Raw genomic sequence first — 21,599 nt, forward strand, 5'->3', positions numbered from 1 at the left:
CCTTTGTGGCATAAAACATTCTGTTGCCATAGTATGAAAGGTGCGTTTCTTGATTTTTTCCATTCGGTAAGTATTCTTATTATTCTGGTTGTGGCATTAATTGTGTCGCAGGTGGCACGTAAGGCATTAAACAGATACGCCCTACGCAGTACCGGCAATATGCGTATCAATGCCACTACTTTCAGTTTCCTGAAAAATGCCTCCAGCTTTGTCATTTTTGCCGTGGCGCTGATAGCCGTTATTCATCTTATACCTGGTCTGGAGAAACTGGCCACCACGCTTTGGGCCAGCGCAGGTATATTATCGGTAGTGATTGGTCTGGCAACGCAACAAACCTTTGGCAATATTGTCAGTGGCATCTTTATTGTAGTATCAAAGCCCTTCCGGATTGGGGATTCTATCAAGCTCCCCAACGGTAACCAGGGCATTGTGGAAGACATCACGTTACAGTTTACAGTTATCAATAATCCTGAAAACGGGCATATTATTGTTCCGAACGCGGTTATTACCAGAGATTACGTGGTGAATTCAACAATTATAGATGACAAGGTGTGTAATCTTATCAACCTGAAAATCATGACTGATGATGTAGACAGAGCCATACTGCTGCTTCAGGAGATTGCTTCTGCACACCCCGATTTTTATAATGCCTCAGGATCTGAAGTAAACCGGGTTTCGACCGATGAATTAAAGCCTGTTATGGTGCAGGTAGTAGACTTGATGGACTCATGGATTACCCTGCGCCTGAGCGTATGGTGTAAGTCTTCAGCCAAAGCCTCAGGTATGAGGTCTGACCTGCTACTGGCCATCAAAAAACGCTTTACGGCCGAAGGTATAAAAATATAAAGGCTACCCTTTCAGGTAGCCCCTTGTATCATTCTTCTTCAAATCAATCTTTCTTTTCTTTTTTATGGTGTTTTTTGGCTGGCTCGGTAGTTTTGTTTTCAGCTTTGGCTTCTTTTTTCTCTACTTTGGCCGGTTTTTCTTTAGGAGCTTGTTGTTTAATGCCACCTTTGGCAGCAAATGTAACAGGGGCGAAAAGGATAGCAACTGCTAAAGCTGCTAATGAGATTGACTTTTTCATGTTTTTAATAGTTTTGAGATTTGTTAGTTGTCCGCCTGTCTGGCGAACTTTCTGTGACAAATCTCAGCCAAAAGTATTAAAATCATTATAAGCCGGTATTAAATGCCGATTAAACTATAAGTACCCACATTAAAATACTGCTCAGTGGGTATCTGCATTGGGTAACTGAACCGTCACTTTGGTGCCTGAATTGAGCTCGCTCTGAATACTTATTTTGCCTTTGTGCAGCTCTACTATTTTATTACAGACAGATAACCCGATACCAAAACCGGATATATTGAGTGCATTCTTTGAGCGGTAGAAAGGCTCAAAAATTGAGTCGAGGTCTTCTTTAGGTATACCTATGCCTTCGTCTTTTATACTTATCAGGGTGTGGTTTTTTGTAAAATCTATAATGACCTCTGCCTGCTGCAAGGGCGAATACTTGCAGGCATTATCTATCAGATTAATAAAAGTGGTTTTCAACAATGCCTCATTGCCAAATACAATAATTGAATATTCGTTTTCGGGTTCCTGGGCGTATTTCACAGTAATTCTATACTCCGGCTTGCCTAGCCCCAGCTCGTCTTGCGCCTGAAAAATAATGTCGTCAATCCGTACTTCGCCAAAATTAATGAGAGGCGATTTAAACGGACGTACAATTTGCAGCAACCCGTTCGACAAATTTATCAACCTGTTGATATCGTGCCGGATATTCTTTAAAATGCCTTTGTGCTGGTCGATAGTCAGGTTCTCCTCCAGACTAATTTCTACCTCCGACTTCAACGCCGCCAATGGTGTGCGTAGTTCGTGAGAGGCATGAGAAACAAAGCTTTTCTGGAGTTCGAACGACTGCTCCAGCCGCGAGAGCATCTTGTTAAAGGCCGCAGCCAGCATACCTATTTCGTTTTTGGTATCGTATCCTTCAATACGCTGCCTTAGGTTGTTGGCCGTAATTGTGCTTATTTTACTGATAAACACATTAACAGGCTTTAGGGCATTGCCTGCAAAGAAAACCCCCAGTATAATAGTAATTAATATACCCACCAATAAACCCACAACCAGTGTATGTCGCAGATTTTTGAGTTTGCTTTTACCGAATTTATCATAGGCCGAGGCCAGAACCACATAGTTTTGCTTACCCAGATTATAAACCAACCCCAGCGATTCGTTTTCGCCTTTTGAAAGCTCTAAGAATTTTGCTTCACGCACGCGGTCCAGCAGGGCGGCGTCATAATCAATGACAATGTCGTCAATGTTACTGTAGAGCAACTCGTCTTTATCTGAAAAAATCAGGATTTTTTCGTCGTGAAGGGCGGTGAGGGTGTTTTTATCGATAATTTTGAGCAATGCCATGTCAATTTCATCTACTTTAATAAAAAAGGATGCGGTTGTCAGGGCCTTGTTTTTCAGACGCTCCAGAAACTCTTCCTCTCTGTAGGAGGCCGATTGCTGGTAGATAATCCACGAAAACAAAGACAATAAACTGGCAACAATTATTGAAAACTGGATTGCTATTTTGGTTTGAATTTTCATGCACTTTCTCTAATCATATAACCCAGCCCCGGGCGGGTATGAATCAACTTAGGCTCAAAGCCCTTATCAATTTTGCGACGCAGAATATTAATATAGACCTCTATTACATTGGTGCCGGTGTCGAAGTGAATATCCCATACGTTTGTGGCAATTTCTGGCTTAGAAATAATTCTTCCCTGATTTCGTACCAGAAACAGCAGGAAATCGTACTCGCGGGCAGTTAGTCTTATCTCCTGCCCTGCTCGTTTCACCAGTTTACTGTCCAGAAAAATCTCCAGGTCAGCAATTCGCATTATATTGCCCACATTTTCAGGCTCAGCATTATTATGTCTTAAAGCCACCATTACACGGTGATACAATTCTCTGAAATCGAATGGTTTAACTATATAATCATCTGCACCTGCCTCAAAACCTTCTATTTTATCTTCAATCTCGCTCATGGCTGTCAGCATCAGAATCGGTAATGTAGGTTTAACAACTCTCAGGTGTTTGCAAACATCAAAGCCATTCATTTCGGGCAGGTTAATGTCTAATATTATCAGGTCATAATCTATTGACTCTGCTCTTTTTAGGCCAAGTGTACCGTTGTGAGCCACGTCTATTTCAAAACCTTTGTTGGCCAGGCCGCGTGTAAGTAATTGAGCAATTCGCTGATCATCTTCAATTACCAGAATTTTCTTTACCGACATTTCCTTTCTGAATCTTTATAATTGTACTTAATCTTAATCATATTGCTCTGGCGGTAAGCTGCTTTGAGCGGCTTACAGCATCTATTTTCAAGCCAATAACTTATTCAAAGATACAAAGCTAAAACTACTGTTTCAGGCATTTATTTTTTTTTAAGGTTTTTCTAACAAACAATTAAGGAGCATTTCAAGGCCAAAAAAGAATTATGGGCTAACATTACATAGAAAAGTGCGAATAGATAAAGCGGAAGATAGGTTCAACTAATTTCGGTAAATCCGTACTTACAAGCATTTCTTAGCTTTGGGATTCATATTATAAAATTGGTAAAGATTGCAATTATCTTTACCAATTTCTTTTTCATTATTTCACACCGCTCAGCGGTTTAGGGATCGGAATAATCTCTGTCTGCCGACCATCAATGTAGCGAAAACCCTTCTCGTCAAAGAATCCGTCTTCTTCCAGCATTATTCTGATGGGCTTCTTCCATTCAGGTAAATCTACCGACACATTCAGTTCAATTGAATAAGCTGTATTGAAATTGAGTGGGTAGTCTCCGCTGCCAATGGTTTTACCCTGGTTGTCCCACATACCTATGGTTGGCCCCGCTGCATGGCCGTGATTCCCGATGGGATGCGTATAAATTGTGCCTCTTAAACCCTCTTTCTTAGACTGCGTAAGCGCCTTTGCCAGAATCTCGTTTCCGGTTAAACCTGCCTTGAAATTATCAGTGAGGTTATCCTGTAAACGGTTACCTTGTTTGAAAGCAGCTTTCAGATACCCGGGTACATCTGCCTCGCCGGGTTTAAGCACATAGGCATGCTGCTGCTGGTCGGTATTAAGGCGCAGATAGGTAATGCCGAAATCGCAATGCAACAAATCGCCGGGCATAATTACCTGCTTTTGCGGCCGCTTTGAAAATGTCCGCAGGTGGTCAAAGTTTTCAGGGTCAAATCTTTGAATATCAACCGTTGGGTGAAACCAGGTTTCCAGGCCTAAATCAGTTACTCGCTGGCGCAGCCACCACACCACGTCGTCGGTAGTGGTAATGCCGGGCTGAATAACCTTATCTGAAAATGCCTCCTGAATAATTTCGTGAGAAATACGACATATCTGCTGGTAAATAATCATTTCGCGGGTGGTGCGGGTTTCCAGCCAGTTAACGGCAAGGTTGGCTGCCGACACTACTCTTCCCTGTAAATCTGTTGGCAGTTTATCTAAAAACTCTTTGTGTTCGGTGTAGGTCAGCCCATCGGCATGGGCATAGTGGGTCGAAAAATTAAGGCCTATTTTCTTAGGGTTCTTTTCTTTTATTACCTTCATAAGGGCATCCCACTGGTCAGGGTTGGTGTTCAGGTCCCATTCACCTTTCAGCAAATTACCTACGTCGTAGCGTGCAATGGCCAGTCTTTCTACACCTTCTTTTGGTCCTTTGTCAAAAAACACCATAATTGTACGTCGGCGTGCCGAAAGCCAAACAGAAGGAAGCATGGTTTTCATAACGGGGTCTTCGTTATATTCTCTTGCTATCAGCACCCACATATCAATACCTTCTTTGCGCATCAGCTGTGGCAACAGATTATTCATTCTGTCTTCCAGAATTTCATCTATCACCACTGCCCGCTCTCGCTCAGAAAGAATGAGCGGAATTGCATTCTGTGAAAGAACTTGGTTGACGGTTAAATAAAAAAATACAAACAGGTAGATTTTTTTCATGATGTTTAGTTTGATTGACGTTCCCAAAGATAATTCGGGCTTATTAAAAAAAATGAGCAATTGTAACATTTTTTATTAGCTATCTGATTTCGTCATTATTTCAATATATTTGTTTAAACCTTCTGCTACCCTATGAAAACACCCATTACTCTTTTGTTTACACTTTTCTGCTGTGTATCAGTACTGGCCCAAACCAAAACTCAGGTGGTGAGAGGCAGTGTAATTGACCGCATAACCCGCCAGCCCATTACAGGTGCCTCAGTACAGGTAACAGGCACTACACAAGGAGCCATTACTGATGCCTCGGGGCTGTTTTCAATTCCTGATGTTGCCATAGGGCGTCGTTCTGTGAAGTGTACTTCAATTGGCTATGAGGCTTACGCAAGCGAAGAGTTTATCCTTAATTCAGTAAAAGAAGCCGTGCTCACCATAGAGATGGCAGAAGCAAGCAGCGATTTGCAGGAAGTAAAAATAACGGCTTCACAAAACACCAGCCGACCGGTAAATGATCTGGCTTTTGTAAGTGCAAGGTCTTTTACGGTTGAAGAAACCGAGCGTATCCCGGCATCGGTTAACGACCCCGGCCGGATGGCGCTGGCGTATCCGGGCGTTAAGCCCGGCCGCGACGAAAACGAAAATAAAATTATTGTAAGAGGTAATTCACCTTATGGCATTTTATGGCGGTTGGAAGGAATTGATATCCCTAACCCCAATCACTTTGCGCAGCCGGGTTCGGGCGGTGGAGGCATTACGGTTTTCAGTGCACAACTGCTGAGCCGCTCAGATTTCTTTACCGGCGGTATGCCTGCCGAATACGGCAATGCCATTACCGGAGCCTTTGATATCCGGTTCAGAGAGGGGAATCAGCAAAAAAGAGAGTATCGCACAAAAATAGGCTTACTTGGGCTGGATTTTTCTACCGAAGGGCCAATCACCAAAGGTCGTTCGTCTTACCTGGTCAATTACAGATACTCTACCCTGGGGTTATTGAGCCAGATGGGATATTACCTTGTGGGCGAACGGGTATCCAATCTTTTTCAGGATTTATCGTTCAAGCTGGCTTTTCATAGTAAAGACGGTAAGAAAACCACTACCGTTTTCGGATTAGGAGGGCTAAGCACCGAACATTATTTTCCGGTAGAAGACCCTGATAAACGCATACCCGGAAAACCCGATAACTGGGAAGACCGGCTGCGCCCGGCCAACATGGGCGCTATGGGCGTTACCCATACCAGTAATATCAACGAGAAATCGTCGCTCAAATATGTTGTGGCCGTAATAGGAAGCTCAATCATACGTAACTCTGACACCCTGAACCTGAAAGATGAACGGTTCAGGTACGACACCCAGCGATTCTCTGAATTCAGGCTTGCGGGTTCGCTTAGCTACAATTATAAGTTCAGCAGCCAAACAAGGCTGAAAACCGGGTTGATATTGAATTATATTGACTTCGACTTTTTCAGAGAAACCGCCCCCCGTAATAACGTAACAGACATTAACCAGCTTCAGGCCGGGCGGCAGGTATCTGTAAGCGGCAGCGGCAGCACGCAAACGGCGCAGGTCTATGCACAGATAGTGCAGAACCTCGGCAATGGGTTTACGCTAAACGCCGGCTTGCATAGCATGCACCTTTTTCTGAACAACACCGCCTCTTTAGAGCCACGGTTATCTGTCATGTATCGTTCACCCAAAGCGCATACCATCAGTTTTGCTTATGGGCTATACGCACAGCTTTTGCCTATGAGCGCTTATTTTTATAGCAAAAGAGATACCATAGCAGGGGTAATTACCGCGTCTAAACCCAACAAGAATTTGTCTTTCCCAAGGTCTAACCATTTTATTTTGAGTTATAGTTATGTAACACCCGGCCTCTGGAAATTCTCAGCAGAAACCTATTACCAACTACTTAGAAAAATTCCGGTTGAGCCTGTAGCCGGGTCATCTTACTGGATGTTAAATTACTCTGACTACTTCCCTGAGTCTACTACTGTAAGCAAGGGCAAAGGTAAAAACTACGGAATAGACCTATCTGTTGAGCGTTTCTTTTCAAAAAAATACTACCTGGTTATTACAGGCTCGTTGTTCAATGCCCGATATCAGACGTTTGACCGTAAGACCTACAACTCTTCTTTCAATGATGTGTTCAGCACTGCATTTACTTTCGGGCGCGAATTTACTTTTAAAAACGGCTCTGTTTTTCAGATAGGCGCCAGGTCAATTTATAACGGCGGCTTTAGGTTTACTCCTCTTGACGAGGCGGCATCTGCCATTCAGAAAACCTACGTTCAGCTTAAAGGAGCCGACTATTCGTTGCAGGCACCTGCCTATTTCCGTTTGGATGGCCGGGTATCGTACAGAACCAATAAAAGTAAATATGCAACGGTTGTGTCGCTTGATATTCAGAACGCCACCAACCGGATAAACTCAACAAGCGTGCAATACAACAGCGTTGAAAACCGGCTTGAAACCCGAAAAACCGGAAACGGCCTGGTGCCGGTTCTCAGTTTTCAGGTTGACTTCTAGCCCAGTAAGTATAATTAAGGCTTTTCAACGGCTCATTAAGGGGTTTCATCTATTAAATATCCTCACTACACATTATTAATTTCTAATCTCTCTTTGAATAATTATATTTGTAATAATTAGTTTCACAATAGATAACATATATTGTTGTGATGGAAAGATTCTCAAAAGCTACACTTTTTTTGCCTGCAAAACTGCTATGCGCCTGTGTTATACCTTATGAGATTCCTCTGCCAAATAATGCCCGGTACCTGGTTGTAGAAGCTAATTTAAATGATGTAGAACCGACACAGGCCATTCGTATTAACGAAACCAGCAATTTTAGCGGAGACATTTACAATACACCTGTAAAGCGCCTGAATGTTGAATTAATAGTGAGCGGCTCAGAAAAAATCAGCCTGCACGAAAACCAAAACGGAGTTTATTATTTGCCTGAGTTTTTTCGGATTGAACCCGGCAGAACTTACAAGCTGCGGTTTAAAAAACCCGATGGAACTACCTATGAGTCGACAGAGGAAAAAACAACGCCGGTACCTGCCATAGACCGCATCTTTGACAATTTTGAGGTAAAGGGTCTGAAAGGCGATTTGAATGATATACCGGCCAGCTATGTTTTTCTGGATTTTCAGGACAACCGTAACACCACCGATTATTATTTATGGCCCTGGAAACTTTGGGAGAGCCAGAAGTTTTGCCGAATAGATTATTACGATTATTACTGTAAAACTAACTGCTGGGAAATTTTAAATAATAAAGACATTAATGTTTTCAGCGATAGATTTTCAAACGGAAAACTGGTTAAATCAAGGCTGGTAGCAAAAATACCCTATTATTCTTTTGATGGTGCCCTGCTTGAAATTAAACAACTGACAGTATCAGAAAAGGCATACAAATATTTTAAACTGGTAAGCGAACAAAAGCAAACCAATGGAACACTGGTAGACACACCCCCTGCGGCTATTATAGGAAACATCAGGAATCTAAATAACGCTGATGAACCCGTTACAGGTGTTTTTTCGGTAGCAAGTATGGTGGTTCAAAAGTATTGGTTAAGTCGGGAAAATGGCATTGGCAAAGCTGCCCCAATCGGGTTGTTAGGTCGTAAACCTAATTTATCTACTTTTCCTCTCTCTTATGCTTGTGAAAAAGGGCCGACACGCACACCTGAAAAACCAGATGGCTGGTTAAATTAATCACACAACAAATAATAAATGCAGATGTTCATGAGTGCTAAAAAGACCTGGGTGTTTTTGTCAATTGTTTTTGGCGTGTTTGCCTGCGTCGAACCGTTTGAAGTTGCGTTCCCCTATGGAAGAAAAATACTGACTGTAGACGCTACCATTAAAGATACCGACGAACAGCAGACTTTTAGTATCACAGAGTCTGAAAGCCGTAATAGCACGGTTTATACTTTTCCGGTTAGCAATCTGAAAGTGGAAGTTATTGTCAATAATACAGATAAGATAACACTTACAGAAAAAGACGTTGGCATTTATGCGCTACCTGCGTCGTTCAAAGTAAAGGCCGGGAATGCGTATAAACTTGTTTTCGTAAAACCTGACGGAACAAAATATGAATCGGCAGAAGAAATAATGACAACCGTACCCGAAATAGAAAAAGTTTATGATGACTTCATGCTGAACGGCCTTGAAACTGCCTCTGGTAAAGCGCCGGCAAATTATGTTTACGTTGACACCAATGACCCCGCCGGCGAGAAAAACAATTACGTATGGTCGTGGAGATTATGGGAGAAACAAATCATTTGTAAATCGTGCTCTTATGGCAGGTATTATACTTCACCATTGCCTTTTGGCGATTGTGTAAGAGAAGAAAAATATAGCCAGACGCCATTTTTTGATTATGCTTGTAATGGCAATTGCTGGGATATTTTTTACAGCGCCAAACTGAATGTTTTCAGTGATGTGTTTAGCAATGGCAAACCCATAACCGGAAGGTTGGTAGCACAAATACCCTATTACTCGGCCGAGGGCGCCTTAATAGAAATTACCCAGCAATCGGTAACGTCAGCAGCCTACAGGTATCTGAAAATACTGGCAGACCAGGTGCAAACAACAGGAAGCCTGGTTGATACCCCGCCTGCACCTGTTATTGGTAACATCAGAAACATTAATAATGCTACAGAAGCAGTAGCAGGCTTTTTTATGGTAACGGGTGTCAGAAAAGTAAACTACTGGCTGAGCCGCCGTAACGCCGAAGGCAGCGGCGCAGTACCAACGGGTATTCTGGGGCATAAGCTCAACTATGAGCCTGCTTCATTACCGCCAGAGCCGCCGAGGCCACCTCTGGCGCCGTGCATACCGGGCAGATTCCGTACCGATACCAAACCGGAAGGTTGGATATATTAAGAAAACATCATTATTATAATTAATCAAATGCTCAAAAGCAAAAACCTCGCATACCTGATTTCAATTTGTGTAATGTTTTATGCCTGCGTAGAGCCTTACGACCTGAATGTTCAGCAAGAAAGAAAAATACTGACAATTGATGCTACCATTACCGACTTAGCCGAAGAGCAATCTGTAAAAATTATAGAGTCTTACAGTGCCGCCAATACTGTTTATGCCATTCCTGTAGCCAGTGCCAAGGTAGAAATCATAGTAGACAACACCGAGAGAATTCCGCTTACTGAGCGTTCAGGCGGGGTATATGTACTTCCTTTATCTTTTCATACCCAAGTTGGCCGAAGTTATAAACTTGCTTTTCAGCGGGCAGATGGCACCAGATATGAATCTGAAGTAGAGAAGCTGGGCGGTATTCCGGCTATTACAAATGTGTATGATGAGTTTAAGATAGATGGCATTGAGGCATCGCTCGGAACAGAACCGGCACACTATGTTTACCTTGACACCCAAGACCCTGCCACTGAGAAAAACAATTATATGTGGACCTGGAAACTATGGGAAAAACAAAGCATTTGCGCTACATGTATTGGCGGGCGTTTTTTCTTGAACAATTATCCGGGGCAATGCAAGATTGAAGCTAATTATTCGGATGTAACTTATGATTATAATTGCAACGGAAACTGCTGGCAGATATTCTATAATCAGGACCTGAACGTTTTTAGTGATATCTATTCTAATGGTAAGCCTATTCAAGGTAGGCTAATTGCCAAAATACCCTATTATGCCGCCCACGGAGCATTGATAGAAGTAAAACAGCAATCAGTTTCACCCAATGCCTATCAATATATGAAACTGCTGGCTAATCAGGTGCAGAACAATGGCAGCCTGGTAGATACCCCTCCGGCGGCTATAATTGGCAACGTTAAGAATATGACCAAACCTGACGAACCAGTGGCTGGCTTTTTCATGGTAACATCAGTACGTGCAGTAAGATACTGGCTCGGACGTGAAAACGCCTCTGGCCAAGCCAGACCGATAGGGCTTCTGGGGCGTCCTGTGTCGTTCGAACCCTCCACTTCTGACGTAACAAGGCCTCCGCTGGCACCTTGTGTGGAAGGTAAGTACCGTACCCCAAGCAAGCCCGATGGCTGGATTGATTAAGGTAGCTTGTAAGGCCATGATATAAACCTAATTACCATTAAAATGAACAAATTTACAGGTGTTTTTTGTGTCTCTTTGCTACTATGGGTTTGTTCCTGTGTTGAGCCGTTTTCTGCAACTTTTGATGGAAAAAGCATTTTTCTGACAATTGATGCAACCCTTACTGACCTCGACGAGCAACAGAGAATAAAAATACACGAGTCTGTTTCGTCTGAAAACAACAATTATACCATACCTGTAAAAAATGCTGTAATTGAATTAATAGTAGACGAAAAAGAAAAAATCAGGTTTGCCGAAGAAGATAATGGCATTTATAGTTTACCGCTGTCTTTCCGGCTGAAACAAGGAAGCTCGTATCAGTTAAATATTCAGAAAGCAGATGGCAGGCAATATAAATCTGCCAAAGAAACGCTGATAAAGGTGGCAGATATGGTAAAGGTGTATGATGAGTTTATGCCAAGGGGAGTACCCCGCGGCGTGTATTATGACCCCGCCAATTATGTTTACATTGATACCCCTGACCCCGGCGACCAGAATAACAATTATATGTGGTCGTGGAAATTATGGGAGCTTCAGGATATCTGCACTACCTGCAATGATGGCCGTTATCATCTTACAGGAACAACCAATACACCCCCCGGATGCAGAAAGGAAGCAGGGTATGAAAATCTAAGCTATGATTATTTCTGCGATGGCAATTGCTGGGAAATACTGAAAAGCAAAGACCTGAACGTTTTCAGTGATATTTATAGTAACGGAAAAACCATAAGCGGCAGACTTGTAGCTAAAATACCTTATTATCAGGAAGGTGGAAGCCTGATAGAAATTACTCAACAATCTATTTCGCCTGGTGCATACAGATATTTAAAGTTGTTAGCCGACCAGGTTCAGAACAATGGCAGTTTGGTTGACACACCACCCGCAGCCATAATTGGTAACGTAAAGAATATCAAAGAAAATAATGAAATGGTTGCCGGATTCTTTATGGTTACAAGTATGAAAAAAATAAGATACTGGATAAGCCGTGAAAATGCAGCTGGCAAAGCGTATCCAATCGGGTTATTAGACCACCAGATTATACCAGAACCCACAGTGAATGGTGTACCTGACAGGCCTCCGCTGGCCTTATGTATTGAAAGTGCCAACCGTACAAAAATTGAACCCAAAGGCTGGGTTCCAAGAGTAAAAAAGCCTAAAAACTGATTTTTATTCATATTCACCATCAATTGTTCTATTTTAAAAAATGAGAAAACTTTACATCGTAAGTTCATTTCTACTACTTACCTTAGCAGCCAGGGCACAGGTTTTTTACCGCTTTAGCGGCTATGTAAAAGATACACTTGATGGTAAACCACTCGCCAAGGCATCTATCAATATTGATTATGGGAAGTTTGGCGCCGTTACCGATGAAAACGGATATTTTGACATTAGCATTCCGTATGGAGAACACGCCGTAACTGTAAAGTTTGTAGGCTACAGACCAGTAAGAGACGGTATTAAAATAAATGCCGATATGAGACGCACTTACTCGATGGGCCGTGTTGAAAACGAGCTGGAAGAAGTGATTGTATCAAGCAAAGGCGTAGAAGCCAACATTCAGCGCCCTTTACTGGGGGTTAATCAATTAAATATAAAAACCCTCAGAAAACTACCTGCTGCCGTAGGCGAAATAGACATTCTGCGGGGTTTGCAGATGTTGCCCGGCGTAACGAGTGTCGGCGAGGCCTCAAACGGGGTAAACATCAGAGGCGGTACAACTGACCAGAACCTGTTATTACTAGACGACATCCCGATTTTCAACCCCACCCATATGTTTGGTTTGTTTACGGCGTTTCCGTCTGAGGCGGCATCAGGCGTTGAGGTTTACAAAGGCAATACGCCTGCGCGTTTTGGCGGCAGAGCAGCCTCTGTAATGGATGTAACACTGGCGCAGCCGTCACTTGATAAATTTAAAATGAATGGCGGTATCAGTCTGGTATCAAATCGGCTCTCGCTTGATGTTCCTGTAATAAAAGACAAACTGGGCGTAATGATTTCCGGCCGTGCATCTTATAACGACTTCCTTTTGCCATTGGCTTCCAAAAAACTGGACGATATCAAAGCAAACTTTACTGATGTAGTGGCAAAGCTTTTTTATCGTGTCAATGCCAAAAATACCATTACAGCTTCAGGCTATTACAGTAAAGACTTCTTTCAGACCGAGTTGCTGGGTGGCATTGGTAACATTAATGCTACTTCAACTCAGTATGACTACCGGAGCAGGAGCTTCTCTGCACGTTGGTTTTATGCCATATCGCCAAAAATCAATATGCAAACCACGGTGGTATCGGCTTATTATTTACCCAAAACATTGCTGCCAGAACTGAACTCTGACAATAAAGTAGTTTTAATGTCCGACATCGACTACAAACAAGCTAAAACCAATGTTAACTTTAACTATGCAAAGCATAACATTGAGGCCGGTATCAGCGCTACAAAATACAGAGTCGGGCCCGGAGAATTAAGGCCCGGCACAAGCCGTAGTGTGCTGGCTCTGAAAACACCTAACGAATATTCGTTAGAAACCGGTATTTATGCGGAAGACGAAATCACCCTTTCTCCTAAAGCCACGCTGGCATTAGGTGTAAGATACTCTCAGTTTTTTGCGCTGGGGCCTGCCGGTGTGCAGATTTATGAGCCTAACCAGCCAAAAGATGCACTGTCGGTCAGAGATACCATTTCTTATGCCAGAGGCAAAATCATTAAATCTTACGGCGGCTTTGAGCCAAGATTAGGCTTTAAGTATTCACTTAGCGACAAAACCTCCATTAAGGCAGGTTATAATATCATGCGCCAGTATATGCAGGTAGTTACTAATACAACTACTCCCCTGCCGACTTCCCGCTGGAAAACTTCTGACACCCACGTTCGTCCGCAAATAAGCTCATTGCTAGCAGCAGGTTTGTTTCATAACCTGCCGGGCAATATCTACGAGCTATCGGTTGAAGGCTACTATCGGATGACCAATAACATTATTGATTATAAGCCCGGTGCCGACTTCCTGCTTGACGCACACCCCGAAATGCAATTGCTGCAAGGTAAAAACCGCTCTTATGGGTTGGAATTTATGATTTCAAAGAAAAAAGGTGAAATGACAGGCTGGGTAAACTATACCTACAGCCGCTCTCAGAATAGGGTATCTGAAGGCACAACCTTTGGCGAGCAGATTAACTTTGGCAAGTGGTATGCAGCTAATTATGACCGCCCGCACTCATTCAATGCTTCTGTAATTATTAATCAGGGTAAACACCACGATTTTTCGTTTAACTTCTCATATAGCACCGGCCGCCCCTTTACCATGCCAGAGGGTTTTATTATCTATCAGGGAACCAGCTACCCATACTATGGCGTGCGTAACAATGCCCGACTACCAGATTACCATCGCCTAGACTTTGCGTGGAACATCTATCAACCGAGCATGAAAGACAAACGTTTTAAAGGTAACTGGACATTCACTGTTTTTAACCTTTACGGTAAGAAAAATGCCTACTCTGTATTTATTCGTACACAAGGTACTGCTGTATCGGCCTATAAACTGGTTGTATTTGGTGCGCCAATTGTATCATTATCTTACAACTTCAAGTTTATGTAAAGCCAATATTTACGGCATTTTGAAGATAAGCCCTTTAACCGGGGGCTTATTTTTGTTTGTAAGCAACCCTCAATAACTGTTCTGCATCTACTCATAAACTAACAAGTAAACTCTCAGAATTATGAAAAAGCTACAATTATTAATTACCTCAGTAATTCTTTTATTTGGCACAAACCTTGCCTTTGCTCAAACTTTAGAATCAAATACCAAATGGTTGAGCTTCCAGCTAGACCGACTGGTAAAAGAGAAAGATGGCAACCATTTAAAAGTGAACGACAATGAAGCCGTACCTACTTTTAAATTTAAAGGCTGCCAGATGAATATGAATATTGATGCCAGAGACTCAGACCTCAATTTTGGAATGAGAATCTCATGGTTATTGAAAGACGTACAGAAGATTTCTTATGATAAAGAAGACAGCGGAGAATATCAGTTGAAGATGATTGTACCTGCCGATAGAATGAGAATGAAGGTAGGCTTTGGCCAGAATCATAATATTGGCGGCTCGTTTAATCTAAAAAATGATGATGACAATGAGAGCAAAACAAATTTCTCGCTTCACACAAAAGATGAGCGGCTGGTGAAAGAGATTGTGAACAAGTTTGAAGAATCAGTGAAGATTTGCAAAAATACAAGATAACCGGAGGGGCTAACGCCCCTCTTGTTTTTTTAATACTCCAGATACGGTTCAATTTTCTGAATAGTGGCTTCATCCAGTACTTTTATCTGTCTCAAATCTTCAATTGATTTAAAACTTCCGTGCTGCTCACGGTAAGAAACAATGGCCTTTGCCTGGTGATACTTCAGATACAAATGCCTTAGTTCAGATACTGCCACCTGATTAATTTTCAGCTTTTTTATACCTCCGCTCACAAATCCATATTTTAACAATTCGTCTGCCGTCTCGGGGGGTAAACCGTAAGTTTCTCTTACCTGCTCTGCTTTGGCAAAACCACCTAGTGCATCTCTGAACTTCACAATCCGCCGGGCATAGCCTGAGCCAATGCCGTTAATTAACTTTAGTTGCGTGGTATCGGCTGTATTTAAATCAAACCTGGTTAGTTTGTTTTCCTTCTTAAACTCTCTGGCAGGCGCTTCGTTCTTTTCAGAATTTGCCGGCTGGGTTATTGAGGTAGTTTGCGGGGAAATGACCGATGTTTCATCTGCCGAAGGTAAATCAATATAAGGTGCCAGGCGCTCGTAGGTTTCAGGGTACAGACCGTAAATTTTCTTGAAGTCTTCCTTCTTACGGAACTTCCCGCCTTTGCTGCGGTATTTCTCTATACGTTCTGCAATAAACTTTGGCAAGCCCAATTCCTGAAATTGTGCTACTGTTGCCGTATTAGGATTGAAATTGAAGTACTTGTAATTTTTGTCTTCGGAACCACCAAAGCCTGATTTACCTTCACCATACTTGCTATACGCGCTGGCCTTGGTATCTAGTGCCACTGTAAGGCTGTCAATATCTTTGGGAGACGAAATAGTCAGATTCTGTGGTTTTTGGCTAAAAAAGTAGTCGGCGCCTGCCATGAATAGCATAGCAGCAATAATAATGAAAAAGGCCACTAAAACCCCTTTGGCCTCGTGCGAAGACATGCTAAGAGAAGCACGAATAAATTTCAGGATTCGGTTCATAAATAATGGTCACAGACAAATTACTCCAAAAATAATAAGATAGCTAACGTATTTGTCAGGTTTTCGCTAATTTTGTAAGATTTTCAATATCAGGACATAAATCTATTTAAAATAATTAAATGAGCAAACCAGCACTAACTAATTCACTGCAAGATATTATTTCTCATGCCAAAGAATATGGCTTTGTGTTTCCTTCATCTGAAATCTACGACGGTCTTCAGGCAGTTTATGATTATGGTCAAAACGGTGTAGAGCTAAAAAATAACCTGAAAACAGCATGGTGGAAAGCCATGACTCAACTGCACGATAACATTGTGGGGATTGATGCGGCTATTTTTATGCACCCCCTTACCTGGAAAGCCTCTGGCCACGTAGATGGTTTCAACGACCCGATGATTGACAACAAAGACAGCAAGAAGCGATACCGTGCCGACCAGTTATTGGAAGGCAAAGCAGAAGAATATGAAGCAGCGGGGCAGGCGGAAAAGGCGCAGGCATTACTGGCAGAAATGGGCCGTTTGTTAGGCGCTGAAGACCTGGCAGGTGTACGTGAATTAATTATTGCAGAAAATATTGTTTGCCCCATCTCTAAAACCGCTAACTGGACGGAGGTACGCCAGTTTAACCTGATGTTCTCTACACAGGTAGGTTCGGTGGCAGAAGATGCCAGCATGATTTATTTGCGCCCTGAAACAGCACAGGGTATTTTTGTTAACTTCCTGAACGTGCAGAAAACCGGCCGGATGAAAGTACCTTTCGGAATTGCTCAGATTGGTAAGGCTTTCAGAAATGAAATTGTGGCGCGTCAGTTTACCTTCCGTATGCGTGAGTTTGAACAAATGGAAATGCAGTTTTTTGTGCGTCCCGGAACAGAAATGGAATGGTATAAAGAATGGAAAGAAACCCGTTTGAAGTTCCATAAAGCGGTTGGCTTACCGGCCGAGAAACTGAAATTCCATGACCACGAAAAACTGGCTCATTACGCCAATGCCGCGGTAGATATTGAGTTCCAGTTCCCATTCGGCTTCCGTGAAATTGAGGGTATCCACTCAAGAACTGATTTCGATTTGCGTAACCATCAGGAGCTATCGAAGAAAAAACAACAATACTTTGATGCCGACTTGGATGCCAACGGTAAGCCTTACGGTAATTATATTCCGTATGTAGTTGAAACTTCGGTAGGTGCCGACAGACTATTCCTGGCTACTTTCTGTAACGCCTTTACCAGAGAAACTGTAGGCGAAGGTGAAAACGAAAAAGAACGTACTTACTTGAAACTGCACCCGGCTCTGGCTCCTATTAAGGCTGCTATCTTACCTTTGGTAAAAAAAGACGGATTGGCAGAAAAAGCCGAAGCCATTACGCAATCGCTTAAATCTTCGTTCAGAGCAGTTTATGACGACGGCGGCGCTATTGGTAAACGTTATACCCGTCAGGATTTAATCGGTACGCCTTACTGTATTGCAGTTGATTACCAGACGATGGAAGATGACACCGTGACCATCCGTTACCGCGACACAATGGAGCAGGAAAGAGTTGCAGTAAGTGCTTTAAAAGAGAAAATCGGATACGAAGTTTCAATGGAGCGTATCCTTGAAAATATCTGATTATAAAGAATTGATTTAATTAGAAAGCAGCATGATTCAGCCTTTGAGTCATGCTGCTTTTGTTTTGTCGCTAAAAGCACAATATACACAAGGCAATTTGCCCGACAAATTAGCAATTCTGCTTTTTTAATTTAATTTTACAAAACCGAAACCTATTAACACCCTTTACTGCTATGGAACTTTTACCAGATAAAACCTTCCTGGAGTATTTTTATGCCCATGAAAAAAACCAGCCTGACAAGATATTTCTAAAACAGCCATTTGGCAATACATACAAAGATTTTTCTTGGAAAGAAGTAGGCCTGCAGGCTCGTACAATAGCCAGCTATCTGGAATCGCTTAACCTGCCACCCAAAACAAACATTGGCCTTATTTCAAAAAACTGTGCAGAATGGCTGATAGCCGATTTCGGTATTCTGATGGCAGGCCATGTATCTGTGCCTTTTTATGGAACACTAAATGCCGAACAGTTGAATCAGGTAATGACGCACAGTGGCTGCCGTGTACTATTTATTGGTAAAATGGACGACACCAAAAGCATTGAGCCTGGCATACCAGAGGGTGTAAAATGTATTTCATTTCCTACTTATAACCCACAGGCAAAGCATGTGCAATGGGAATGGATCATGAATAGTTTTAAGCCGAAGCAGGATAATTTTATACCCGATTTGAACGACCTCTTCAGTATTATTTACACCTCTGGCACTACCGGCAACCCAAAAGGTGTAATGATAACTTACAAGGCTTTAACTATGGCACTTTATTATACCCGGCATTATACAAAACTCGACTACCCTGAATCGCGGTTTATATCTTATCTGCCATTGTGCCACGTGGCCGAAAGAATGGTGATAGAGTCTGGAGCAACCATTGCCGGCGCAACTGTTTACTTTGCAGAAACAGTAGAGAGTTTTGCCAGAAATCTGGCAGTGGCCAATCCGACGCATTTTTTGGCCGTTCCGCGTATCTGGACCAAATTCCAGTTGGGTATATTGTCAAAAATTTCGCAGAGCAAGCTGGATATATTATTAAAGATACCCATTGTAAATAACCTGATTAAAACAAAAATACGCAAAGGATTGGGGCTGAATGATGCCATCATTATTCTGGCTTCTGCTGCACCTATGCCGGTATTGTTAATTGAATGGTTTAAAAAACTGGGTATCATAATTCAGGAAGCCTACGGAATGACCGAAAACCTGGGTGTAGCCACCATGATGCCCCGAGAAAAAATAAAAAACGGAACAATTGGCAAGCCTTACCCAGGAATGGAGATAAAACTGATGCCCGAAACCAACGAAATATGCACACGCTCGGCCTGGAATATGAACGGTTATTACCGCGAACCGGAAATGACAGCCGCAACCATTGATACAGAGGGCTGGATTCATACCGGCGACGTTGGCGAAATAGATAATGAAGGTTACCTGAAAATAACCGGCAGGGTAAAAGAAATGTACAAAACAGCTAAAGGCGAGTACGTGGCCCCTGCCCCTATTGAGGCCGGTTTTTCTGCCAATTGCATGATAGAACAGATATGCGTGGCAGGTAATAACTTACCCCAACCCATTGCGCTGGTGATATTGTCTGACATAGGAAAAGCCGAAAGCGCTGAGAAGGTTAATGAAAGCCTGCAGGAAACCCTCCATGCAGTAAACGCGACCCTGAAACCCTATGAAAAAGTACGCAGAATAGTTATACTGAATGAACCGTGGACAATTGATAACAACAAACTTACCCCAACCATGAAGATAAAAAGGGGTAACATAGAAAAAGAATTTGAGTCGTACCTGGAAACCTGGTACAACAGGAAAGAATACGTAGTATGGCAGTAAAGTTATGGGGGCGCCTGGTAGCTTGTTCCCCCATAAACCAAAACATTATAGCATCATTCCGCCAGACACTTCAATGCGCTGCGCGTTTATCCATTTTGCATCGTCGGTACACAAAAAGGCTACTACACTACCTATGTCGTCTGGCAAACCCACTCTGCCGAGTGCCGTAATAGATGATATTTGGGCATTTATATCAGCATTGTCTCTTACTGCACCTCCACCAAAATCGGTTTCAATAGCGCCCGGCGCTACGGCGTTCACTCTTATTTTTCTGCTGCCCAGTTCTTTTGCCTGATATTTAGTAAGTACTTCAATTGCTCCTTTCATTGAAGCATAAGCCCCATAACCCGCAAAAGAAAAACGTGTAAGACCTGTAGAAATATTTACTATTCCGCCTCCGTCAGCAATCAGCGGCAGGGCTTTTTGTGTAAGGAAGAAAGCGCCTTTAAAATGAATATTCATCAGGGTATCAAATTGTTCTTCGGTGGTTTCAGACAAAGAGGCATGAATCCCAATACCGGCATTATTTATCAGAAAATTAAAATTCTCTGCATTAAATTCGTCTGTGAGCACCTGCTTTACCTGTTCAAAAAATGAATCAAAACTTTTAGAATCGCCTGTATTCAGTGGTAATGCTGCTGCCTTTTGGCCTAATTCAGTTATTTCGTTTACTGTCTGAAACGCCTCCTCCTTTTTTTGATTATACGTAAGTATTACATCTATACCTTTACGGGCAAGTTGTAGCGCCATGTTTTTTCCTAAGCCCCGGCTTCCGCCTGTTACTAAAGCAATGTTGTTTGTTTGTGCCATAATTATATTATTTAAAATGATGACACAAAGGTATAACCCATACCCAACAGACCGGTTACGTGTATCAATCCGTAAATTGCAAAAATCAATCAATTGCCTTACGCACGAAAACCCAACGGCGAAAATGAAGTATGCTTCCTGAAAAAATTAGAGAAATGAGCAATCTCATCAAAGCCCAGCGAATAGGCAATTTCAGATATGTTCCAGTCTGTTTGTTTCAGCAGAATCTTGGCTTCCTGAACAACGCGGCTGCTGATGATATCGGTAGTGGTTTTACCTGTATTCTGTTTAAGCACTTTATTGAGGTGATTCACATGTACCGAAAGCCTGTCTGCATAGTCTTTGGCTGAGCGCAAAGATAATTTCTGATGCGGAGATTCTATTGGAAACTGGCGCTCAAGTAACTCAATAAACAAAGAAGAAACTCTGGCCGAGGCATTGTGAGTTGGGTGCAAGGCGGTTAATGGCTGCAATTTCTGGCCGTAATGTATTAGTTCTAAAACATAATTGCGCAGCAAATCATACTTATAGATATAGTCTGACGCGATTTCATCAAACATTTTATTAAAAACATGAAGAATATCTTCGGCCACCTTATCTGATAACTGAAAGATGGGGTAGCCACCGGGTCTGAATATCGGCAGGTCGTCAAGCACGACTCCACTTTTGCTCTGGGTCAGAAACTCAGCCGTAAAAATACAGAAATGACCATGCTGTTTATCGTCTTGGGGCAACCAGTGATACGGAATTTTAGGTGTGGCAAATAGCAAGGCATTTTTTTCAATGTCAATTACCTTATCGGCATATTCTGCTCTGTTTCTGCCACTTATCAGGCTTATTTTATAATAATCCCGCCGGCTGTAAGGCATCGTTGTACGCTTGTTACCCGCTGCTACCAACTCATGCAGCTTAAACACATTAAAATGCCCCAGCTCTTTGTTAATACCTTCGGGTACAACTAATGAGGCCTCTTTATAAAAATCTTCAAGTGTTGTTACTTTCATTATGGTATTTGCAAAATACAAATATACCAATCTA

The 21,599-nt window shown here is 42.4% G+C and carries 17 protein-coding genes; 10 read left to right on the forward strand and 7 right to left on the reverse strand.

Going from position 1 to position 21,599, the window contains the following annotated elements:
• Positions 1-33: 33 nt before the first annotated feature.
• Positions 34-846: a mechanosensitive ion channel family protein gene (locus tag C0V77_RS04475; RefSeq protein WP_101725143.1), complete on the forward strand. Its 813-nt coding sequence runs from the start codon at positions 34-36 to the stop codon at positions 844-846.
• A gap of 43 nt (positions 847-889) precedes the next feature.
• On the opposite strand, the gene C0V77_RS04480 is transcribed toward C0V77_RS04475, so the two are convergent.
• The 4 genes from C0V77_RS04480 to C0V77_RS04495 all read right to left on the reverse strand — a co-directional run bounded on the left by C0V77_RS04480 (position 890) and on the right by C0V77_RS04495 (position 4,999).
• The gene (locus tag C0V77_RS04480) at positions 890-1,084 is read right to left on the reverse strand and encodes a hypothetical protein (RefSeq protein ID WP_143706003.1); all 195 of its coding nucleotides are present in this window, start codon (positions 1,082-1,084) and stop codon (positions 890-892) included.
• Positions 1,085-1,225: 141 nt separating this feature from the next.
• Complete coding sequence (locus tag C0V77_RS04485; RefSeq protein ID WP_101725145.1) at positions 1,226-2,599, reverse strand: HAMP domain-containing sensor histidine kinase; 1,374 nt, start codon at positions 2,597-2,599, stop codon at positions 1,226-1,228.
• Complete coding sequence (locus C0V77_RS04490; protein WP_101725146.1) at positions 2,596-3,288, reverse strand: response regulator transcription factor; 693 nt, start codon at positions 3,286-3,288, stop codon at positions 2,596-2,598. Before C0V77_RS04490 ends, C0V77_RS04485 begins: the two co-directional genes overlap by 4 nt.
• A gap of 358 nt (positions 3,289-3,646) precedes the next feature.
• Positions 3,647-4,999, reverse strand: a complete 1,353-nt coding sequence (locus C0V77_RS04495) for a M24 family metallopeptidase (RefSeq protein WP_101725482.1) — start codon at positions 4,997-4,999, stop codon at positions 3,647-3,649.
• A 132-nt stretch (positions 5,000-5,131) separates the two neighbouring features.
• Between C0V77_RS04495 and C0V77_RS04500 the strand changes: the two genes are divergently transcribed.
• From C0V77_RS04500 to C0V77_RS04530, 7 genes are all read left to right on the forward strand, one after another.
• Entirely contained in the window at positions 5,132-7,522 is a 2,391-nt protein-coding gene (locus C0V77_RS04500) for a TonB-dependent receptor (RefSeq protein WP_101725147.1), read from the forward strand.
• Positions 7,523-7,671: 149 nt separating this feature from the next.
• A complete protein-coding gene (locus C0V77_RS04505) occupies positions 7,672-8,712 on the forward strand; it encodes a DUF4249 domain-containing protein (RefSeq protein ID WP_101725148.1) in 1,041 nt (346 codons plus the stop codon).
• Between the two features lie 30 nt (positions 8,713-8,742).
• Complete coding sequence (locus tag C0V77_RS04510) at positions 8,743-9,885, forward strand: DUF4249 domain-containing protein (protein WP_229236195.1); 1,143 nt, start codon at positions 8,743-8,745, stop codon at positions 9,883-9,885.
• Positions 9,886-9,912: 27 nt separating this feature from the next.
• Positions 9,913-11,043 carry a DUF4249 domain-containing protein gene (locus C0V77_RS04515; protein WP_101725149.1) on the forward strand — a complete coding sequence of 377 codons (1,131 nt, stop codon included), beginning with the start codon at positions 9,913-9,915 and terminating at the stop codon, positions 11,041-11,043.
• Between the two features lie 42 nt (positions 11,044-11,085).
• Positions 11,086-12,246 carry a DUF4249 domain-containing protein gene (locus tag C0V77_RS04520; protein WP_101725150.1) on the forward strand — a complete coding sequence of 387 codons (1,161 nt, stop codon included), beginning with the start codon at positions 11,086-11,088 and terminating at the stop codon, positions 12,244-12,246.
• Positions 12,247-12,286: 40 nt separating this feature from the next.
• On the forward strand, positions 12,287-14,674 hold the full coding sequence (locus C0V77_RS04525) for a TonB-dependent receptor (protein WP_101725151.1): 2,388 nt from the start codon (positions 12,287-12,289) through the stop codon (positions 14,672-14,674).
• Positions 14,675-14,795: 121 nt separating this feature from the next.
• A complete protein-coding gene (locus C0V77_RS04530; protein WP_101725152.1) occupies positions 14,796-15,314 on the forward strand; it encodes a hypothetical protein in 519 nt (172 codons plus the stop codon).
• Positions 15,315-15,343: 29 nt separating this feature from the next.
• On the opposite strand, the gene C0V77_RS04535 is transcribed toward C0V77_RS04530, so the two are convergent.
• Positions 15,344-16,309 carry a helix-hairpin-helix domain-containing protein gene (locus C0V77_RS04535; RefSeq protein WP_101725153.1) on the reverse strand — a complete coding sequence of 322 codons (966 nt, stop codon included), beginning with the start codon at positions 16,307-16,309 and terminating at the stop codon, positions 15,344-15,346.
• A gap of 119 nt (positions 16,310-16,428) precedes the next feature.
• Here C0V77_RS04535 and C0V77_RS04540 point away from each other — a divergent pair, with 119 nt between their 5' ends.
• Positions 16,429-17,916: a glycine--tRNA ligase gene (locus C0V77_RS04540; RefSeq protein WP_101725154.1), complete on the forward strand. Its 1,488-nt coding sequence runs from the start codon at positions 16,429-16,431 to the stop codon at positions 17,914-17,916.
• 173 nt (positions 17,917-18,089) lie between these two features.
• Entirely contained in the window at positions 18,090-19,751 is a 1,662-nt protein-coding gene (locus C0V77_RS04545) for an AMP-binding protein (protein WP_101725155.1), read from the forward strand.
• A gap of 45 nt (positions 19,752-19,796) precedes the next feature.
• Here C0V77_RS04545 and C0V77_RS04550 read toward each other — a convergent pair whose 3' ends face one another.
• Both C0V77_RS04550 and C0V77_RS04555 read right to left on the reverse strand, forming a co-directional pair.
• Positions 19,797-20,561: an SDR family NAD(P)-dependent oxidoreductase gene (locus tag C0V77_RS04550; protein WP_101725156.1), complete on the reverse strand. Its 765-nt coding sequence runs from the start codon at positions 20,559-20,561 to the stop codon at positions 19,797-19,799.
• A 98-nt stretch (positions 20,562-20,659) separates the two neighbouring features.
• Positions 20,660-21,565, reverse strand: coding sequence for an AraC family transcriptional regulator (locus C0V77_RS04555; RefSeq protein WP_101725157.1), 906 nt, complete (start codon positions 21,563-21,565; stop codon positions 20,660-20,662).
• Positions 21,566-21,599 lie beyond the last annotated feature (34 nt).

Origin of the sequence: Emticicia sp. TH156 (assembly GCF_002855535.1) — a bacterium.
Taxonomy (GTDB): domain Bacteria; phylum Bacteroidota; class Bacteroidia; order Cytophagales; family Spirosomataceae; genus Emticicia; species Emticicia fluvialis.